The following is a 16,165-nucleotide window of genomic DNA, read 5'->3' on the forward strand; positions in this document are numbered from 1 at the left end:
CCGTGATCGGCCGGCTGCGTATGAGCCGGCGAGACACGAAAAGCGCGTTGGGGCAAGAATGACAGATACTTCACTCCGCCCGGCGGACCATCCCGCCGTCAAATTCGGCAAGGTCGGCGTCCTGCTGGTCAATCTTGGCACGCCTGACGGCACCGATTATACGTCCATGCGCCGCTACCTGCGCGAATTCCTGACCGACAAACGCGTCATCGAATGGTCGCCCTGGAAGTGGTACCCGATCCTGTTCGGCATCGTCCTCAACACGCGCCCGCAAAAGGTCGGCAAGGCCTATGAGACGATCTGGAACAAGGATCTGAACGAAAGCTGGCTGCGCACCTATACCCGCAACCAGTCCGACTTCATGGCTGAACGCCTGAAGGACCTGCCCAACGTCAAGGTCGATTGGGCGATGCGCTACGGAACCCCATCGATCCCCTCGCGCATCGAAGCGCTGAAGGACGAAGGTTGCGACCGCATCCTGCTCTTTCCGCTCTATCCACAATATGCGGCCGCCACCACGGCAACCGTCAACGACAAGGCCTTCCAGAAGCTGCTCGCCATGCGCTGGCAGCCGGCGCTGCGCACGGTGCCGGATTATCACGACGACGAGACCTATATCGAAGTGCTCGCAAAATCCGTCGAGCAGCATCTCGCTACTCTCGACTGGAAGCCGGAGATGCTGCTTGCCTCCTTCCACGGCATTCCACTCTCCTATTCCCAGCAGGGCGATCCCTATTACTGTCAGTGCCAGAAAACCGGCCGCCTGTTGCGTGAGCGTCTAGGGCTCACGAAAGAGAACTTCATGGTCACCTTCCAATCCCGCTTCGGACCGGAAGAATGGCTGCAGCCCTATACCGACAAGACCGTCGAGAAGCTGGCGCAGGACGGCGTCAAGCGCATCGCCGTCATGAACCCCGGCTTCGTTTCCGACTGTCTGGAGACGCTGGAGGAGATCGCGGAACAGGCCGCCCATTCTTTCAAGCACAATGGCGGCGAGCACTTCACGCATATTCCCTGCCTGAATGACAGCGAGGACGGCATGCAGGTGCTGGAGAAGGTCGTGCGTCGCGAGCTGTTGGGCTGGGCATGATCAGCCTGGCGGCAGATTTTCTGGCGCACTGCAATAGATAAAGACGTCCTTCGCCCCAGATCTACGGAAGGGCCGAAGCCAGCGACCGCAACTGCGGTGCGCAGGTTCCCGGTCTGAGGCTTATTCATCTGGACGTATTTCATGACTGCAGGTTTCAGAAAATTGATTGTCTTTGCCTGTGTGCTTGTCATTGCGGGTGGCGGTTATCTCGCTTGGGAGCAATATCAACGGATGCATCGCGGCGGGCCACCCAACGGCATCGTCGGTCAGGTGGCCTGCCAGCTCCGCCTGCGCGACGTCAAGGCCAGCAATCTGAGCCCGGACGATCAGCCATTCCTCACAAATTGCCTGATGGGTGGCTACATCACAAAGAGCGACCTGGACGACGTCGGCCTATCACCCTGATTTGACAGGCGAGACCCGTCATTCCGTCCTTGCAAAGAACGTGCTAACTCACCACGTCAGATAGGTGGGCTGAGGGAGGAATACATGCTGCTGAGCGGCTTCGATATTCTCGTGATCGTATTGGTGATTTTCGTCATCCTGGTGCTCTTTGCGGGTATCAAGACGGTTCCGCAGGGTTATCGCTACACGATCGAGCGCTTCGGCCGCTATACGCGTACGCTGGAACCCGGCCTGAACCTGATCACCCCTTTCATCGAGCGCGTCGGCGCCCGGATGAACGTGATGGAGCAGGTGCTGAACGTGCCGACCCAGGAGGTGATTACCAAGGACAATGCCTCGGTCTCTGCCGATGCCGTGTCCTTCTACCAGGTGCTGAATGCCGCTCAGGCCGCCTATCAGGTTTCCAACCTGGAAAATGCGATCCTGAACCTCACCATGACCAATATTCGCTCTGTCATGGGCTCCATGGATCTGGATGAGCTGCTCTCCAATCGCGATGCGATCAACGATCGGCTGCTGCGCGTCGTGGACGAGGCCGTGCAGCCCTGGGGCATCAAGGTCACTCGCGTCGAGATCAAGGATATCCAGCCGCCGCGCGATCTCGTCGATGCGATGGCCCGCCAGATGAAGGCCGAGCGCGAGAAACGTGCCCAGGTGCTAGAAGCTGAAGGTTCGCGCAACGCGCAGATCCTGAGAGCCGAAGGCGCCAAGCAGTCCGCCATCCTTCAGGCCGAAGGCCAGCGCGAAGCGGCCTTCCGCAATGCCGAAGCCCGCGAGCGTTTGGCCGAAGCAGAAGCCAAGGCGACGAAGATGGTCTCGGAAGCGATCGCCGCCGGCAACATCCAGGCAATCAACTATTTCGTGGCGCAGAAATACACCGAAGCACTGACCTCGATCGGCCAGGCGAACAATGCCAAGGTCGTGCTGATGCCGATGGAGGCCTCCTCCATTCTCGGCTCGCTCGGCGGCATCGGCGCGATTGCCCGCGAGGTCTTTGGCGACAGCAGCAATCCACCTCCGCCTCCGCGCCCCCGCCCCAGTCCCGCGCGCTCGACGCCGCCCGTCAGCCCGGTTCCACCCAATCCCTTCAATCCCAATCCGGAGAGCTGAGCCATGCTGGCGAAGATCGTCGGCGAACTTGGGCCGTGGAGCTGGTGGGTAGCAGGCCTGGCGCTGCTTGCCGCCGAATTGGTCGCGCCGGGCTTCTTTCTGGTCTGGATCGGCCTTGCAGCACTTAGCGTCGGCGCGTTGTCGCTGCTCTTCTGGGATACCGCTTTCTGGGTCTGGCAGCTTCAGGCGCTTCTCTTCGCCGCCTTTGCGGTCATCTCCACACTCGTCGGGCGGCGGTTGACGCTGCGCAACAGCAAGACCGACGAACCTTTCCTCAACCAGCGCGGCGCGAGCCTCGTCGGCCGCACAGCCACACTGCACGAACCGATCCGCGAAGGCCGCGGCCGCATTCGCCTCGACGATACGACGTGGCGGGTGATGGGGCCGGATCTTCCGGCTGGAACCCAAGTCAGGGTCGTTTCCAGCAACGGTCGCGACCTGACGGTAGAGCCGATCTGATCAGGCGACGCCGATCCGCAAGAGATCGTGGAAGTGAACCAGGCCGATCGGACGCTGGTCGTCGTCGGTGACGATAAGCGCGCCGATCTTGTATTGCTCGAGCAGCGCCAGGGCTGCCGTCGCCAGGATCGTCGGCCTGACCGTCTTCGGCGCGCGCGTCATGATGTCGTCGACCGTCAGCTCCGCAAGATTGCGGCTGAGGTTGCGGGACATGTCACCATCCGTGACGATGCCGCAAAGCCGGCCTTCGGCATCCAGCACGCCGACGCAGCCGAAATGCTTGTGCGACAACACTTTGATCGCCTCCGGCACGGACGTGCCCTTCGGGACCAGCGGCAGGCGGTCACCCGTATGCATGATGTCGGTAACATGCATCAGGCTCGCACCCAGCTTGCCACCGGGATGGAAGACATGGAAATCCGTCGCCGTGAAGCCACGCGCGTCAAGAAGCGCAATCGCCAGCGCGTCGCCGAGCGCAAGCTGCATCATCGTCGATGTGGTTGGCGCCAGCCCATTCGGACAGGCCTCTTCCTCGTTGGGGATCAGCAGCACGATATCGGCGGCCGTTGCCAGTGAGGACTGCGGGCTGCAAGTCATTGCAATCAGCGGAATGGAAAAACGCCGCGTGTAGGAAATGATGCTCTTCAGTTCCGCGCTTTCACCGCCTTTGGAGATCGCCAGCACCAGATCGTCGCCGGCGATCATGCCGAGATCGCCGTGATTGGCTTCCGCCGCATGCACGAAAAAGGCAGGTGTGCCTGTGGAAGCGAAAGTGGCAGCGATCTTCGTGCCGATATGGCCGCTTTTGCCGACGCCGGTCACGATCACGCGGCCGGAATTCTCGCCGATCATCTCGACCGCACGGGCAAAGGGTCCAGCCAGCCCATCATCGAAAGCGCGTTCGAGCGCCTCGAGGGCGCGTCTTTCGATGCTGATCGTGCGCTTGCCCGACTCCAGCACGCTGTTTTCGACGAGTTTCACCGCTCTCCTGATCATGGCAATGCGTTAGACCTTTTCACTTTGCCTGTCCACCCGACAATGTTTCCCATGTATGAACGCGCGGCCCGCACGGCAACGAATGGTTAACCACAAGGCTTTACGCTTGGGTAAGACTTAAAAGCATTTCAGGCGCGGATTTGAATGGGCCAGGGAAAACAGACGAGCAGTGTGACGCCGCTCCGCGCCATGAGCCGTGCCGTCTCCGTTGCGGCTATCGGCCTGCTGATTGCACCGGTCGCTGATGCGCAACAGACGACATCGCAGCAGCAATCGGCAAGCACTACGAATTCGCGCACCGGGGCTACCTCCGCCACACAGCGCGCCGGCGCGAACAATGCGCCGGACTTCGGTGACGCAGGCGACACCACGGCCGCTCCCGCCAATGCCGCCGCCCAAGGCGCAGATTCGGTCGCAGCACCTGCCTTGGCGACGCAGACCGATGACGAGATTACCGGCGCAATCCTCGACGAGGATATGCGCAGGCTGAACACTCGCGAGCCGCGCTTTGACGAAACGTCAACGCGAAAAGTGCCGGCAAGCGCCTCGACCGAAGAAACGCCGGGCATCCCCCTCGGCAGCTTCGTGCTGCGCCCAAGCGTCACCCAGACGATCAACAGCGAGATCACGAAGGACGGCGGCACAAAAAAGAGCCGCGGCTTCCTCGAAACCGATGTGGGCGCGACGCTGACCTCCGACTGGAGCCGGCATCAGTTGACCGTCATCTCCGCGGGCGCCTGGCAGAAAAACATCAGCGGCGAGGGTGAAGAGCAGCCTTCCTTCAAGATCGATGGCGATCTGCGGCTGGACCTGTCGCGCGACACGGTCGGCCACATCACCGGCGGCTATAATTTCTATCGCGAGGATACGGATGATCCGGACGCGATCCCCAACGCCGATCAGCAGTCCGATGTGCAGGTATTTACCGGCGGTGCTTCCATCGAGCACGATTTCGGGATCTTGCGCGGCACGGCCGCCGTTGCACTCTTCCGCTCGATCTATTCGGACGCCACGCTCTCGAACGGCACGACGGTTTCGCTGAGCGACCGCAATCAGACGACAGGCACGGTGCGCGGCCGTATCGGCTATGAACTGTCGCCGGCACTCATTCCGTTCATCGAAGCGTCAGTTGGCAAAACCAATTATGACGAACGCACCGATTCCTCGGGTTACCAGCGTTCGGGAGATAGCTACGGCGCCAAGGGCGGCGTGCAGGTCGATATGGGCGAAAAGCTCAAGGGCGAGGTTGCGGTCGGTTATGCAACGGCGAACTTCGATGACAACAGGCTGAAACCGATCGATACGGCAATACTCGATGCCAGCCTGCTCTGGTCGCCGATCCGCGGAACGAATGTCAATCTCAATCTCCAGACCAGCATCCAGCCTTCCACCTCGGCAGGCGACAGCGGCTATGTCTCGCATCAGCTGACGACAACAGTTGATCATCAGCTGCGCGACTATCTGGTGGGGACGGTCATCGGCGGCGTGACGCTGCGCGATTATCCGAGCGGCAGCACCATAAGTGACGAGACGGTTTACACTGCCTCGTCTGGTCTTGTCTGGAATATCAACCGTTACCTCGACTTCACCAGCACGCTTGGCTACGAGCTGACGACACGCAAGGAAGGCGACGACTCGCAGCAATGGCGAGCCGGCGTCGGTCTCAAATTGAAGCGCTGAACAAGCTTAGTTCAGACGGGCGAGCAGGTTCCTGAAGCCGTCTTCGACGCTCGGGCGAATGTCCGCACGCTCGAGAGCAAAGGCAACGTTGGCGAGGATGAAACCATCCTTGGCACCGCAGTCGTAAGTCTCGCCCTTGAAGTGATAGCCTGCGAAATCCTGTTCCTTGAGCAGCTTCAGCATGCCGTCGGTGAGCTGGATCTCGTTGCCGGCGCCGCGTTCCTGGCTTTCCAGGATCTTGAAGACTTCCGGCTGCAGGATGTAGCGACCGTTGATGAAGAAGTTGGAAGGAGCGGTGCCCTTGGCCGGCTTTTCCACCATGCCTGTGATGCGGAAGCCTTCGCCGATCGCATCACCAACGCCGACGATGCCGTATTTGTGAGCCTGATCGGGAGCACATTCCTCGACAGCGATAATGTTGCCACCGCTGTGCTCGTAGAGCTCAATCATGCCCTTCATGCAGCCTTTTTTGTCCTTCATGATCATGTCGGGCAGAAGCAGCGCGAAAGGCTCGTCGCCGACGATCTCGCGGGCGCACCAGACGGCGTGGCCGAGGCCGAGCGGCTCCTGCTGACGGGTAAAGCTCACCGTGCCTGCCTTGGGAAGCTGCTGCTGCAGGAGGGTGATTTCCGCCTTCTTGGCGCGCTCCTTGAGCGTCTGCTCAAGTTCGAAATGAATATCGAAGTAGTCTTCGATGACGTGCTTGTTACGGCCAGTAACAAATACTAGATGTTCAATGCCTGCTTCAAGTGCTTCGTCGACGACATACTGAATAATTGGCTTGTCGACAACAGTCAGCATTTCCTTCGGAACCGCTTTGGTAGCCGGAAGGAACCGCGTTCCCAGTCCCGCGACTGGAAATACTGCCTTACGAACTTTCTTATGCTGAGCCACACCGATCTCCTGTTTTGACTATACCGCTTTTACCTAAACGCTATATCGATTTGAACTAGTATAGAATTGCTACCGTTTTGCAAATGGTGACTGCCCCGGCCGCCCATGGTAAAGAATTTGTTGACTCCGTTCCTGTAATTTCGGCGTAGAGCGGGCATGACGTACCGCCTTGGCTAAAACTGAAGATGACGGATACGACTGCCGATGACCCAGAAATACACAAACTCCCTTCGTGGTCTTGCTCTCGCCATCGTTGTCGCCACCGCGGCTGGACTGGCCCCCAATAACGCAAAAGCCGATGCCCGGTTCCAGAAGTGGATCGCGGACTTCTACCAAACTGCTGCTCAGAGTGGCATCAGTAAGGCAACGTACCAAAAAGCCTTTTCTGGGGTAAGCGAACCCGATCCCACAGTCCTCGAAAAGGCCACCTATCAGCCTGAATTTACATCGAAGATTTGGGACTATGTCGATTCCCGCGTCAACCCCTACACTGTGGAAATCGGCCGCAAGATGGCTGCCAAACATGCCAGGACGCTCGATGCCATCCAGCGCCAGTTCGGCGTCGACAAGTCGATTCTGCTGGCGATCTGGTCGATGGAATCAAATTACGGCGCCGTTCTCGCAAAAGATGAGCGTCTTCACTATGTGCCGCGAGCACTGGCCACCCTTGCCTATGCCGATCCCAAGCGCGGTAAATACGCCAAGAAGCAGTTGATCGCAGCTTTGAAGATCCTGCAGAACGGTGACGTCCCAGCCAGGGAGATGACTGGCTCCTGGGCCGGCGCCATGGGCCACACCCAATTCATCCCGACGAGCTATCTTCTTTACGCGGTCGACGCGGATGGCAATGGCCATCGCGACATCTGGAATTCCGTGCCCGATGCGCTGGCGACCTCGGCGAATCTTCTGATGAAGAATGGCTGGGATGCCGGCAGAACCTGGGGTTACGAGGTCGCAGTACCTGCTTCTGCGACAAAGCAGGTCGGCAAGACGCACACGCTTGCCCAGTGGGCAGCGCTCGGTCTCAAACGCCCGAGCGGTAAGCCCTTCAAGGATGGGGGCAGCCGCGCTGTCTTGAAGATGCCGGCCGGTTCCGATGGTCCAGGTTTCCTGATGACGGCCAACTTCTTCACGATCAAGAACTACAATGCCTCCGACAGCTATGCACTCGCCGTCGGCCTGCTCGCAGACCAGATCGCCGGCTATGGCGGCATGCAGCAGCGCTGGCCGCGCCCGGAAGGCGCGCTCGACATCACCGAAAAGTTCGAACTGCAGACGCGTTTGAAGACGCTCGGCTATTACAGTGGCGATGTCGACGGCAATTTCGGTTCTGGCTCCAAGGCTGCGATCGCCGCCGTGCAGGAGCGTATCGGTATGCAGCCGGATGGCGAGCCATCACTTTCGCTTCTCCACGCGCTGCGCCGCTAGAGCGCCGTGCGTCCTATCGGACGCACAAAGGACGCTCTATCCCTTTGAATCTACGGATCAGGCTTTCCGAAAATCGATTCCGATTTTCGGGCCGATGCTGTAGAAGCGGGAAAAGCGCGACCTAAATAATGATGTGGAGTGGACGGAAAGCCGCTGCCTATGCAAGATGCCCGGCAGATGCGGAACTGCCCGATGACGAAAAAAACTGACCGGACCAGATGGATTCGCGGGCTTGCGTTTGCCGCAGCCGCGCTTTCCCTTTGCCTCGCTTCGATGGTGCCGGTGCACTATGCCGAAGCGCAGGAGCTTCGCTACCAGCGCCGGTCCATCCTCGATTTCTTTCTCGGGCGCCGCTACATCGATGAGAATCCGCAGCCCGAAATGCGGGACCAGCCGAGACGGCAGCAGCAGCGCCGGCGCCCGCCAGCGGCACAGAAGGCCGTAACCCCGACCCGAACGGCGCCCGTAACGCCGGCTGAGCCGGTTGTTCAAAAGCTGGACAGCGCCCAGAAAATCCTTGTTGTCGGCGACTTCCTCGCCGGTGGCCTCGGTGACGGCCTCACTGCGGCCTTCGAAACCTCGCCTGGTGTCGTGGTCGAAGCCCGCAGCAATGTGTCATCGGGTCTCGTGCGCGACGACTATTACAACTGGCCCGGCGAATTGCCGAAGATGATCGACGAGCTGAAGCCGGCGATGGTCGTCGTCATGATCGGCGCCAATGATCGCCAGCAGATGGTGACGGATGCCGGCAAGGAAAAATTCCGTACCGATGGCTGGTTCACCGAATATCAACGCCGCGTGCTGGCCTTCGGCAAGGAAATAACGAGCCGCAAGATCCCGTTGCTCTGGGTCGGACTTCCCGCCTTCGAATCCGATTCGATGACATCCGACGCCGTGCAGATGAACCAACTCTATCGCAACCAGATGGAAAGCGTCGGCGGCGAATTCGTCGATATCTGGGACGGCTTCGTGGATGAGAACGGTAAATTCATCGTCACCGGCTCCGACGTCAACGGCCAGCAAGTGCGCCTGCGCACCACTGACGGCATCAACCTGACACAGGCGGGCCGCCGCAAGCTCGCCTTCTATGTCGAAAAACCGGCGCGCCGCATTCTCGGCACCCAGGCGAGTCCCGACCTCGTGCGCCTCGATCCCGGCAACCTGCCGGCGCTGACGCTGCCGACCGATCCGGTGGAACATACGCAGCCGATCAGCCTGTCCGACCCGAACCTTGATGGTGGAGCCGAATTGCTCGGCGCCAGTAGGGCTATGCCTGTGACGCTGACGAAATCACCGCGCGATCTCCTGGTCGAGCAAGGAGAAATGGCACCGGCGCCTGCAGGTCGCATCGACGACTATCGCATGCCGACGCTGGGGACGACGGCGGAAATTTCCATAAAATGAGAAAAGACCGCCCGAGCGGCCCTTTGCATGAGGCTTGCCTGAAGTGCCGGCGAGTCAAATGGCCGCACCACGAAAAACTCCGCCGGGATGCGGCGGAGTTTATCACCTGATCAATTCTTCCGGCAAATCAGCGCGGCAGAACCGTCGAGCCCATCAGCGCTTCGTCGATGGCGCGTGCTGCCTGGCGGCCTTCACGGATCGCCCAGACGACCAGAGACTGGCCACGGCGCACGTCGCCCGCCGTCCAGAGCTTGTCGACCGAAGTCTTGTAGTCGCGGTCGTTGGCGACAACATTGGTCGAGCCACGCTTGTCGGTGTTGAGCGTCAGCTTGCCATCGAGCTCCTTCAGCACGCTGTCTTTGAACGGGCCGCTGAAGCCGATGGCGATGAAGGCGAGATCCGCCTTGATGACAAAATCCGTTCCCGGAACCGGGCGGCGGCGCTCGTCGACCTCGCAGCACTTCACGCCGGTCAGCACACCGTCTTCACCGACGAATTCGAGCGTCGCGACCTGGAATTCGCGGATCGCGCCTTCGGCCTGCGAAGAGGAAGTACGCATCTTCGTTGCCCAGAAGGGCCAGACGGCGAGTTTGTCTTCCTTCTCCGGCGGTTGCGGGCGAATGTCGAGCTGGGTCACCTTGACCGCCCCCTGACGGAAGGCCGTGCCGACGCAATCCGAAGCCGTATCACCACCGCCGACGACGACCACATGCTTGCCGCCGGCCAGGATCGGATCGGACGGCCAGCCGGTGCTGTCGATGTTTTCACGGCCGACGCGCTTGTTCTGCTGCACCAGATAGGGCATCGCGTCATGAACGCCGGCGAGATCGGTGCCTGGAATGCCGGCTTCACGCGGTGTCTCGGAACCGCCGCTGTAAAGCACGGCATCATGATCAGCCAGAAGCTGTTCGACCTTGACGTCGACGCCGACATTGACGCCGCAATGGAAGGTCACGCCCTCGCCCTTCATCTGCTCGACACGGCGATCGATGAAGTTCTTCTCCATCTTGAAGTCCGGAATGCCGTAGCGCAGCAGGCCACCCGGCTTTGTCTCGCGCTCATAGACATGCACATCATGGCCGGCGCGGCCGAGCTGCTGGGCTGCCGCCATACCGGCGGGACCGGAGCCGATGATCGCCACCTTCTTGCCGGTATGGATCGTCGCCGGCTGCGGACGGATGAAGCCGAGTTCGTAGGCCTTGTCGGCGATTGCCTGTTCGACCGTCTTGATTGCGACCGGCGCATCTTCGAGGTTCAGCGTGCAGGCTTCCTCGCACGGAGCCGGGCAGACGCGGCCGGTAAATTCCGGGAAGTTGTTGGTCGAATGCAGGTTCTGGATCGCCGCTTCCCAGTTGTTATTGTACACAAGGTCGTTCCAATCAGGAATCTGGTTATGAACAGGGCAGCCGGTCGGGCCGTGGCAATAGGGGATGCCACAGTCCATGCAGCGGGCTGCCTGTTTCTGCACTTCCGGGTCCGACATCGGGATCGTGAATTCACGGAAATGCCGGATGCGGTCCGACGCCGGCTGATACTTCGCTACCTGCCGATCGATTTCCAGAAACCCTGTTACCTTACCCATATTTTCGTCCCTTACCCTCATGACCGCCTCGCCTGCGGCCAGTTGTCTGTTCAGCCTCGATCGCGGAGGCAGGTTGTTTGCTTTGACCGTCATCAGAACATATCCCTGATTTCCATCCACGCGGTCGCGCCAGCTTCAAGCTCGCGGCTGATCGTCGTTGAGTCATTGAGATATTTCAGTCATCCGCCACGCGCTGTTGAGGCGTGGCGGATTGTTCGGTGCAATTACTCGGCAGCGATACCCATCCGGCTGCGCTCCATTTCCTCAAGCGCGCGGCGATATTCGACCGGCATGACCTTGCGGAATTTCGGGCGGTAGTCACCCCAGTGCTCAAGGATTTCCTTGGCACGGGTAGAGCCCGTGTAGTGCAGGTGGTTGGAGATCAGCTGGTAGAGCCGTTCCTCATCGTGGCGCGTCATGTCACCGGAGACGTCGACGCGTCCCTTGTGCATGAGGTCGCCGCCGTGGTGGTGCAGCTTCTCCAGCATGTCGTCCTCTTCCGGAACCGGCTCGAGCTCGACCATGGCCATGTTGCAGCGGCTGGCGAAATCGCCGGCCTCGTCGAGAACATAGGCCACGCCGCCGGACATGCCGGCTGCGAAGTTGCGGCCCGTTCCGCCGAGCACGACAACCACGCCGCCCGTCATATATTCGCAGCCGTGGTCGCCCACGCCCTCGATGACGGCGATCGCGCCGGAGTTACGAACGGCAAAGCGCTCGCCCGCGACACCGCGGAAGTAGCACTCACCTTCGGTCGCGCCGTAGAGCACCGTATTGCCGACGATGATCGAGTTCTCAGCCACGATCCTCGAATTGTCAGGCGGACGGATGATGATCTTGCCGCCCGAAAGACCCTTGCCGACATAGTCGTTGCCGTCGCCGACGAGGTTGAAGGTGATGCCCCGCGCCAGGAACGCGCCGAAGCTCTGCCCCGCCGTGCCCTTCAGGGTGACGTTGATCGTGTCTTCCTTCAGGCCGCGATGGTTATAACGCTTGGCCACTTCGCCCGAGAGCATCGCGCCGGCCGAACGGTCCACGTTCTTGATGTCGACCTCGAAGGCAACGGGCGTCTTCGACGCCAGCGCCGGTTCGGCCGCCGCAATCATCTTGCGGTCGAGAATGTCGTCGATCGGATGCTTCTGGCGTGTCGTCCAGTAAGTCTCTTCCTTGGGTGCATCGACCTTGTGGAAGATCTTCGCGAAATCGAGTCCCCTAGCCTTCCAGTGCGCCAGCATCTCATCCTTCTCGAGCAGCTCGGAAGCGCCGATGATCTCATCGAGCCTGGTGAAGCCGAGGGAGGACAGAATTTCGCGCACTTCGTTGGCGATGAAGAAGAAATAGTTGACGACGTGCTCGGGCGTACCCTTGAAGCGCTTGCGCAGGACCGGGTCCTGCGTCGCCACGCCGACCGGACAGGTATTGAGGTGGCACTTGCGCATCATGATGCAGCCGGCAGCAATCAGCGGAGCCGTCGCAAAGCCGAATTCGTCAGCGCCGAGCAGCGCACCGATAATAACGTCGCGGCCTGTCTTCAGACCACCGTCGACCTGCAGGGCGACGCGCGAGCGCAGACCGTTCAGAACCAGCGTCTGCTGGGTTTCGGCAAGACCTATTTCCCACGGGCTGCCGGCATGCTTCAGCGAGGTGAGCGGCGAAGCGCCCGTACCGCCGTCGAAACCGGACACCGTGATATGGTCGGCGCGCGCCTTCGCAACGCCGGCAGCAACCGTGCCGACGCCGACTTCCGAGACGAGCTTGACCGACACATCCGAGGTTGGATTGACGTTCTTCAGGTCGTAGATCAGCTGCGCCAGATCCTCGATCGAATAGATGTCATGGTGCGGCGGCGGCGAGATCAAGCCGACGCCCGGGGTCGAGTGACGCGTCTTGGCAACGACCGCATCGACCTTGTGGCCGGGCAGCTGACCGCCTTCGCCGGGCTTGGCGCCCTGCGCGACCTTGATCTGCAGCACGTCGGCATTGACGAGATATTCCGTCGTCACACCGAAGCGGCCGGACGCAATCTGCTTGATGGCCGAACGCTCGGGGTTCGACGAACCATCCGGCAGCGGCATGTAGCGGTCGCTCTCTTCGCCGCCCTCACCGGTGTTCGACTTGCCGCCGATCCGGTTCATGGCGATCGCCAGCGTCGTATGTGCCTCGCGGCTGATCGAGCCGAAGGACATGGCGCCGGTGGAGAAGCGCTTGACAATATCGATTGCCGGTTCAACGCTGTCGAGCGACACCGGTTTGCGGCCGAGCGCCTCCGCGCTCTTGATCTTGAAGAGACCGCGGATCGTGTTCATGCGCAGCGCCGACGTGTTCACCATCTCGGCGAATTCGCGGTAGCGATCCTCGGCATTGCCACGTACCGCATGCTGCAGGGCAGCGACGGCATCCGGCGTCCATGCATGGCTTTCGCCGCGCATGCGATAGGCATATTCGCCGCCGATATCGAGCGTGCTTGCCAGGATCGGGTCGCGGCCGAAGGCTGCCTTGTGGCGAACAACGGTCTCGCGCGCGATCTCTTCGAGACCAACACCTTCGATGGTCGTCGCCGTGCCGAAGAAGTACTTGTCGACGAATTCCGACTGCAGGCCGATCGCATCGAAGATCTGCGCGCCGCAATAGGACTGGTAGGTCGAGATGCCCATCTTGGACATGACCTTGAGGATGCCCTTACCGACCGCCTTGATGTAGCGATAGACCACTTCGCTGGCGTCGACTTCCTTCGGGAATTCGCCCTTGGCATGCATGTCGAGCAGCGTGTCGAAGGCGAGATAGGGGTTGATCGCTTCGGCGCCGTAACCGGCCAAAAGGCAGAAATGATGCACTTCGCGCGGCTCGCCGGTTTCGACGACGAGACCGACCGAAGTACGCAGCCCCTTGCGGATCAGGTGATGGTGCACGGCAGCGGTTGCGAGCAGCGCGGGAATAGCGATCCGGTCCGGCCCGACCTGGCGGTCGGACAGCACGATGATGTTGTAGCCACCCTTGACGGCTGCTTCCGCACGCTCGCAGAGGCGATCGAGCATTTCCGGCATGCCTTCGGCGCCCCGCTCCACATCATAGGTGAAGTCGAGCGTCTTGGTGTCGAAACGGTCTTCCGTATGACCGATAGAGCGGATCTTTTCGAGATCGCCATTGGTCAGGATCGGCTGGCGCACTTCGAGGCGCTTGGCGTTCGCCATGCCTTCATGATCGAGAATGTTCGGACGCGGACCGATGAAGGAGACGAGACTCATGACGAGTTCTTCGCGGATCGGGTCGATCGGCGGGTTCGTCACCTGCGCAAAGTTCTGCTTGAAGTAGGTATAGAGCAGCTTCGACTTCTCGGACATGGCCGAGATCGGCGTATCCGTGCCCATCGAACCGATCGCCTCCTGGCCCGTCGTCGCCATCGGCGACATCAGGATCCTGGTGTCCTCGGTCGTGTAGCCGAAGGCCTGCTGGCGGTCGAGCAGCGAGACGTCGCGGCGAAGCGCGCGCGGTTCGACCGGCTTCAGGTCTTCGAGGATCAGCTGCGTGCGGTTCAGCCAGCTGCGATAGGGATGAGCGTTCGCAAGCTGCGCCTTCACCTCGTCGTCAGAGATGATCCGGCCCTCTTCCATGTCGATCAGCAGCATCTTGCCCGGCTGCAGGCGCCATTTCTGGATGATGTTTTCTTCCGCGACCGGCAGTGTGCCGGCTTCGGAAGCGAGGATGACACGGTCGTCATTGGTGACGAGATAGCGGGCCGGACGCAGACCGTTACGGTCGAGCGTAGCACCGATCTGCTTGCCGTCAGTGAAGGCAACGGCTGCCGGTCCATCCCACGGCTCCATGAGAGCGGCATGATATTCGTAGAATGCCTTGCGCTCCGGCGACATGGACTGATTGCCGGCCCAGGCTTCCGGAATCAGCATCATGACCGCATGCGACAGCGAATAACCGCCGCGCAGGAGGAATTCGAGTGCGTTATCGAAACAGGCCGTGTCCGACTGGCCCTCATAGGAGATCGGCCAGAGCTTGGAGATATCCTCGCCGAAAAGCGGAGAGGAGACCGAAGCCTGACGCGCCGCCATCCAGTTGACGTTGCCGCGCAGCGTATTGATTTCACCGTTATGGGCGACCATGCGGTAGGGGTGCGCAAGCTTCCAGGACGGGAAGGTGTTGGTCGAGAACCGCTGGTGCACGAGAGCGACAGCGCTTTCGAAGCGCGGGTCTGACAAGTCCTTATAGTAGGCACCGACCTGGTAAGCCAGGAACATGCCCTTGTAGACGACGGTCGTGCTCGACAGCGACACCGGATAGAAGTGGCTCTCTTCACCGTCGAACTCATCATAGATCCGGTTGGAGATGACCTTGCGAAGGGTGAAGAGCCGGCGCTCGAATTCGTCGTTCGTCGCAGCATCCTTGCCGGCACCAATGAAGACCTGCACATGATGCGGCTCGGTCGCGGCAATCGCCGGCGCCTTCGAGAGCGAGGAATTGTCGACCGGTACGTCGCGGAAGCCGATGAAGACTTGGCCTTCTTCGGTGATGACGTCCTTGATCACCTTCTTGAAATGTTCGATCTGCTTTTCGTCACGCGGCATGAAGATATGGCCAACGCCATATTCGCCGGCCTTCGGCAGGGTAATGTCCTGCTTGGCCATCTCCTCACGGAAGAAGCGATCGGGAATCTGCACGAGAATACCCGCGCCGTCGCCCATCAGCGGATCGGCGCCGACGGCACCGCGGTGCGTCAGGTTTTCGAGGATGAAGAGACCGTCCTTGACGATCTGGTGGGACTTCTGACCCTTCATATGCGCGACGAAGCCGACACCGCAGGCGTCATGTTCGTTGCGCGGATCGTAAAGCCCCTGTTTTTTCGGCAGGCCGGAGGCGGATTTACGCGTATTGGCCGTTGCGCGCACGTCTGCTGCTGCGAACTGGTCAATACCCATGGATGGCGTCATCTTCGTCATCGTCTTCCTCCTGTCGAAGCCCGCGGGGCTGCGGGCGGCTTTTTTGTCGCGCTCCGCACCCTGAAGATAGGTCCGGCGCGTGACAGCGCTGTTGCATTGTGAAGATCCGGTCGCAGACACCTACTTCTCAAGGAAAGCAAACCGTCGCGTTCCGCGCCTGCCATTCGC

11 protein-coding genes are annotated in these 16,165 nt (G+C 60.6%); 7 read left to right on the top strand and 4 right to left on the bottom strand.

Features of this window, described 5'->3' with window-relative positions:
• The first annotated feature begins 58 nt into the window (after nt 1-58).
• From hemH to FHT82_RS24400, 4 genes are all read left to right on the top strand, one after another.
• Nucleotides 59-1,090, top strand: coding sequence for a ferrochelatase (hemH, locus tag FHT82_RS24385; protein WP_183735261.1), 1,032 nt, complete (start codon nt 59-61; stop codon nt 1,088-1,090).
• Nucleotides 1,091-1,231: 141 nt separating this feature from the next.
• Nucleotides 1,232-1,495 (top strand): hypothetical protein, encoded by a 264-nt coding sequence (locus FHT82_RS24390; protein WP_183735262.1) that lies wholly within the window; start codon nt 1,232-1,234, stop codon nt 1,493-1,495.
• An 84-nt stretch (nt 1,496-1,579) separates the two neighbouring features.
• Nucleotides 1,580-2,605 (top strand): SPFH domain-containing protein, encoded by a 1,026-nt coding sequence (locus FHT82_RS24395; RefSeq protein WP_183735263.1) that lies wholly within the window; start codon nt 1,580-1,582, stop codon nt 2,603-2,605.
• Between the two features lie 3 nt (nt 2,606-2,608).
• The gene (locus tag FHT82_RS24400) at nt 2,609-3,064 is read left to right on the top strand and encodes an NfeD family protein (protein ID WP_183735264.1); all 456 of its coding nucleotides are present in this window, start codon (nt 2,609-2,611) and stop codon (nt 3,062-3,064) included.
• On the opposite strand, the gene FHT82_RS24405 is transcribed toward FHT82_RS24400, so the two are convergent.
• A complete protein-coding gene (locus FHT82_RS24405; protein WP_183735265.1) occupies nt 3,065-4,060 on the bottom strand; it encodes a KpsF/GutQ family sugar-phosphate isomerase in 996 nt (331 codons plus the stop codon).
• Between the two features lie 144 nt (nt 4,061-4,204).
• On the opposite strand from FHT82_RS24405, the gene FHT82_RS24410 reads away from it, so the two are divergent.
• On the top strand, nt 4,205-5,740 hold the full coding sequence (locus FHT82_RS24410; protein WP_183735266.1) for an outer membrane beta-barrel protein: 1,536 nt from the start codon (nt 4,205-4,207) through the stop codon (nt 5,738-5,740).
• A gap of 6 nt (nt 5,741-5,746) precedes the next feature.
• Here FHT82_RS24410 and galU read toward each other — a convergent pair whose 3' ends face one another.
• On the bottom strand, nt 5,747-6,634 hold the full coding sequence (gene galU, locus FHT82_RS24415) for a UTP--glucose-1-phosphate uridylyltransferase GalU (RefSeq protein WP_183735267.1): 888 nt from the start codon (nt 6,632-6,634) through the stop codon (nt 5,747-5,749).
• Nucleotides 6,635-6,838: 204 nt separating this feature from the next.
• On the opposite strand from galU, the gene FHT82_RS24420 reads away from it, so the two are divergent.
• Both FHT82_RS24420 and FHT82_RS24425 read left to right on the top strand, forming a co-directional pair.
• Entirely contained in the window at nt 6,839-8,062 is a 1,224-nt protein-coding gene (locus tag FHT82_RS24420) for a lytic murein transglycosylase (RefSeq protein WP_183735268.1), read from the top strand.
• A 192-nt stretch (nt 8,063-8,254) separates the two neighbouring features.
• Nucleotides 8,255-9,466 carry a DUF459 domain-containing protein gene (locus FHT82_RS24425; RefSeq protein ID WP_183735269.1) on the top strand — a complete coding sequence of 404 codons (1,212 nt, stop codon included), beginning with the start codon at nt 8,255-8,257 and terminating at the stop codon, nt 9,464-9,466.
• A gap of 127 nt (nt 9,467-9,593) precedes the next feature.
• Here the strand turns inward: FHT82_RS24425 and FHT82_RS24430 are convergent, their stop codons facing one another.
• Together FHT82_RS24430 and gltB are read right to left on the bottom strand one after the other, a co-directional pair.
• Nucleotides 9,594-11,048 carry a glutamate synthase subunit beta gene (locus FHT82_RS24430; protein WP_183735465.1) on the bottom strand — a complete coding sequence of 485 codons (1,455 nt, stop codon included), beginning with the start codon at nt 11,046-11,048 and terminating at the stop codon, nt 9,594-9,596.
• Nucleotides 11,049-11,272: 224 nt separating this feature from the next.
• On the bottom strand, nt 11,273-15,997 hold the full coding sequence (gltB, locus tag FHT82_RS24435) for a glutamate synthase large subunit (RefSeq protein ID WP_183735270.1): 4,725 nt from the start codon (nt 15,995-15,997) through the stop codon (nt 11,273-11,275).
• Between the last annotated feature and the right edge of the window lie 168 nt (nt 15,998-16,165).

It is taken from the genome of Rhizobium sp. BK275 (assembly GCF_014193555.1).
Classification (GTDB): Bacteria; Pseudomonadota; Alphaproteobacteria; order Rhizobiales; family Rhizobiaceae; genus Rhizobium.

What these genes read in the sequence shown, in the direction of transcription:
- hemH (WP_183735261.1), top strand. Translation starts at nt 59, where the DNA reads ATGACAGATACTTCACTCCGCCCGGCGGACCATCCCGCCGTCAAATTC.
- FHT82_RS24390 (WP_183735262.1), top strand. Translation starts at nt 1,232, where the DNA reads ATGACTGCAGGTTTCAGAAAATTGATTGTCTTTGCCTGTGTGCTTGTC.
- FHT82_RS24395 (WP_183735263.1), top strand. Translation starts at nt 1,580, where the DNA reads ATGCTGCTGAGCGGCTTCGATATTCTCGTGATCGTATTGGTGATTTTC.
- FHT82_RS24400 (WP_183735264.1), top strand. Translation starts at nt 2,609, where the DNA reads ATGCTGGCGAAGATCGTCGGCGAACTTGGGCCGTGGAGCTGGTGGGTA.
- FHT82_RS24405 (WP_183735265.1), bottom strand. Translation starts at nt 4,060, where the DNA reads ATGATCAGGAGAGCGGTGAAACTCGTCGAAAACAGCGTGCTGGAGTCG.
- FHT82_RS24410 (WP_183735266.1), top strand. Translation starts at nt 4,205, where the DNA reads ATGGGCCAGGGAAAACAGACGAGCAGTGTGACGCCGCTCCGCGCCATG.
- FHT82_RS24420 (WP_183735268.1), top strand. Translation starts at nt 6,839, where the DNA reads ATGACCCAGAAATACACAAACTCCCTTCGTGGTCTTGCTCTCGCCATC.
- FHT82_RS24425 (WP_183735269.1), top strand. Translation starts at nt 8,255, where the DNA reads ATGACGAAAAAAACTGACCGGACCAGATGGATTCGCGGGCTTGCGTTT.
- FHT82_RS24430 (WP_183735465.1), bottom strand. Translation starts at nt 11,048, where the DNA reads ATGGGTAAGGTAACAGGGTTTCTGGAAATCGATCGGCAGGTAGCGAAG.
- gltB (WP_183735270.1), bottom strand. Translation starts at nt 15,997, where the DNA reads ATGACGAAGATGACGCCATCCATGGGTATTGACCAGTTCGCAGCAGCA.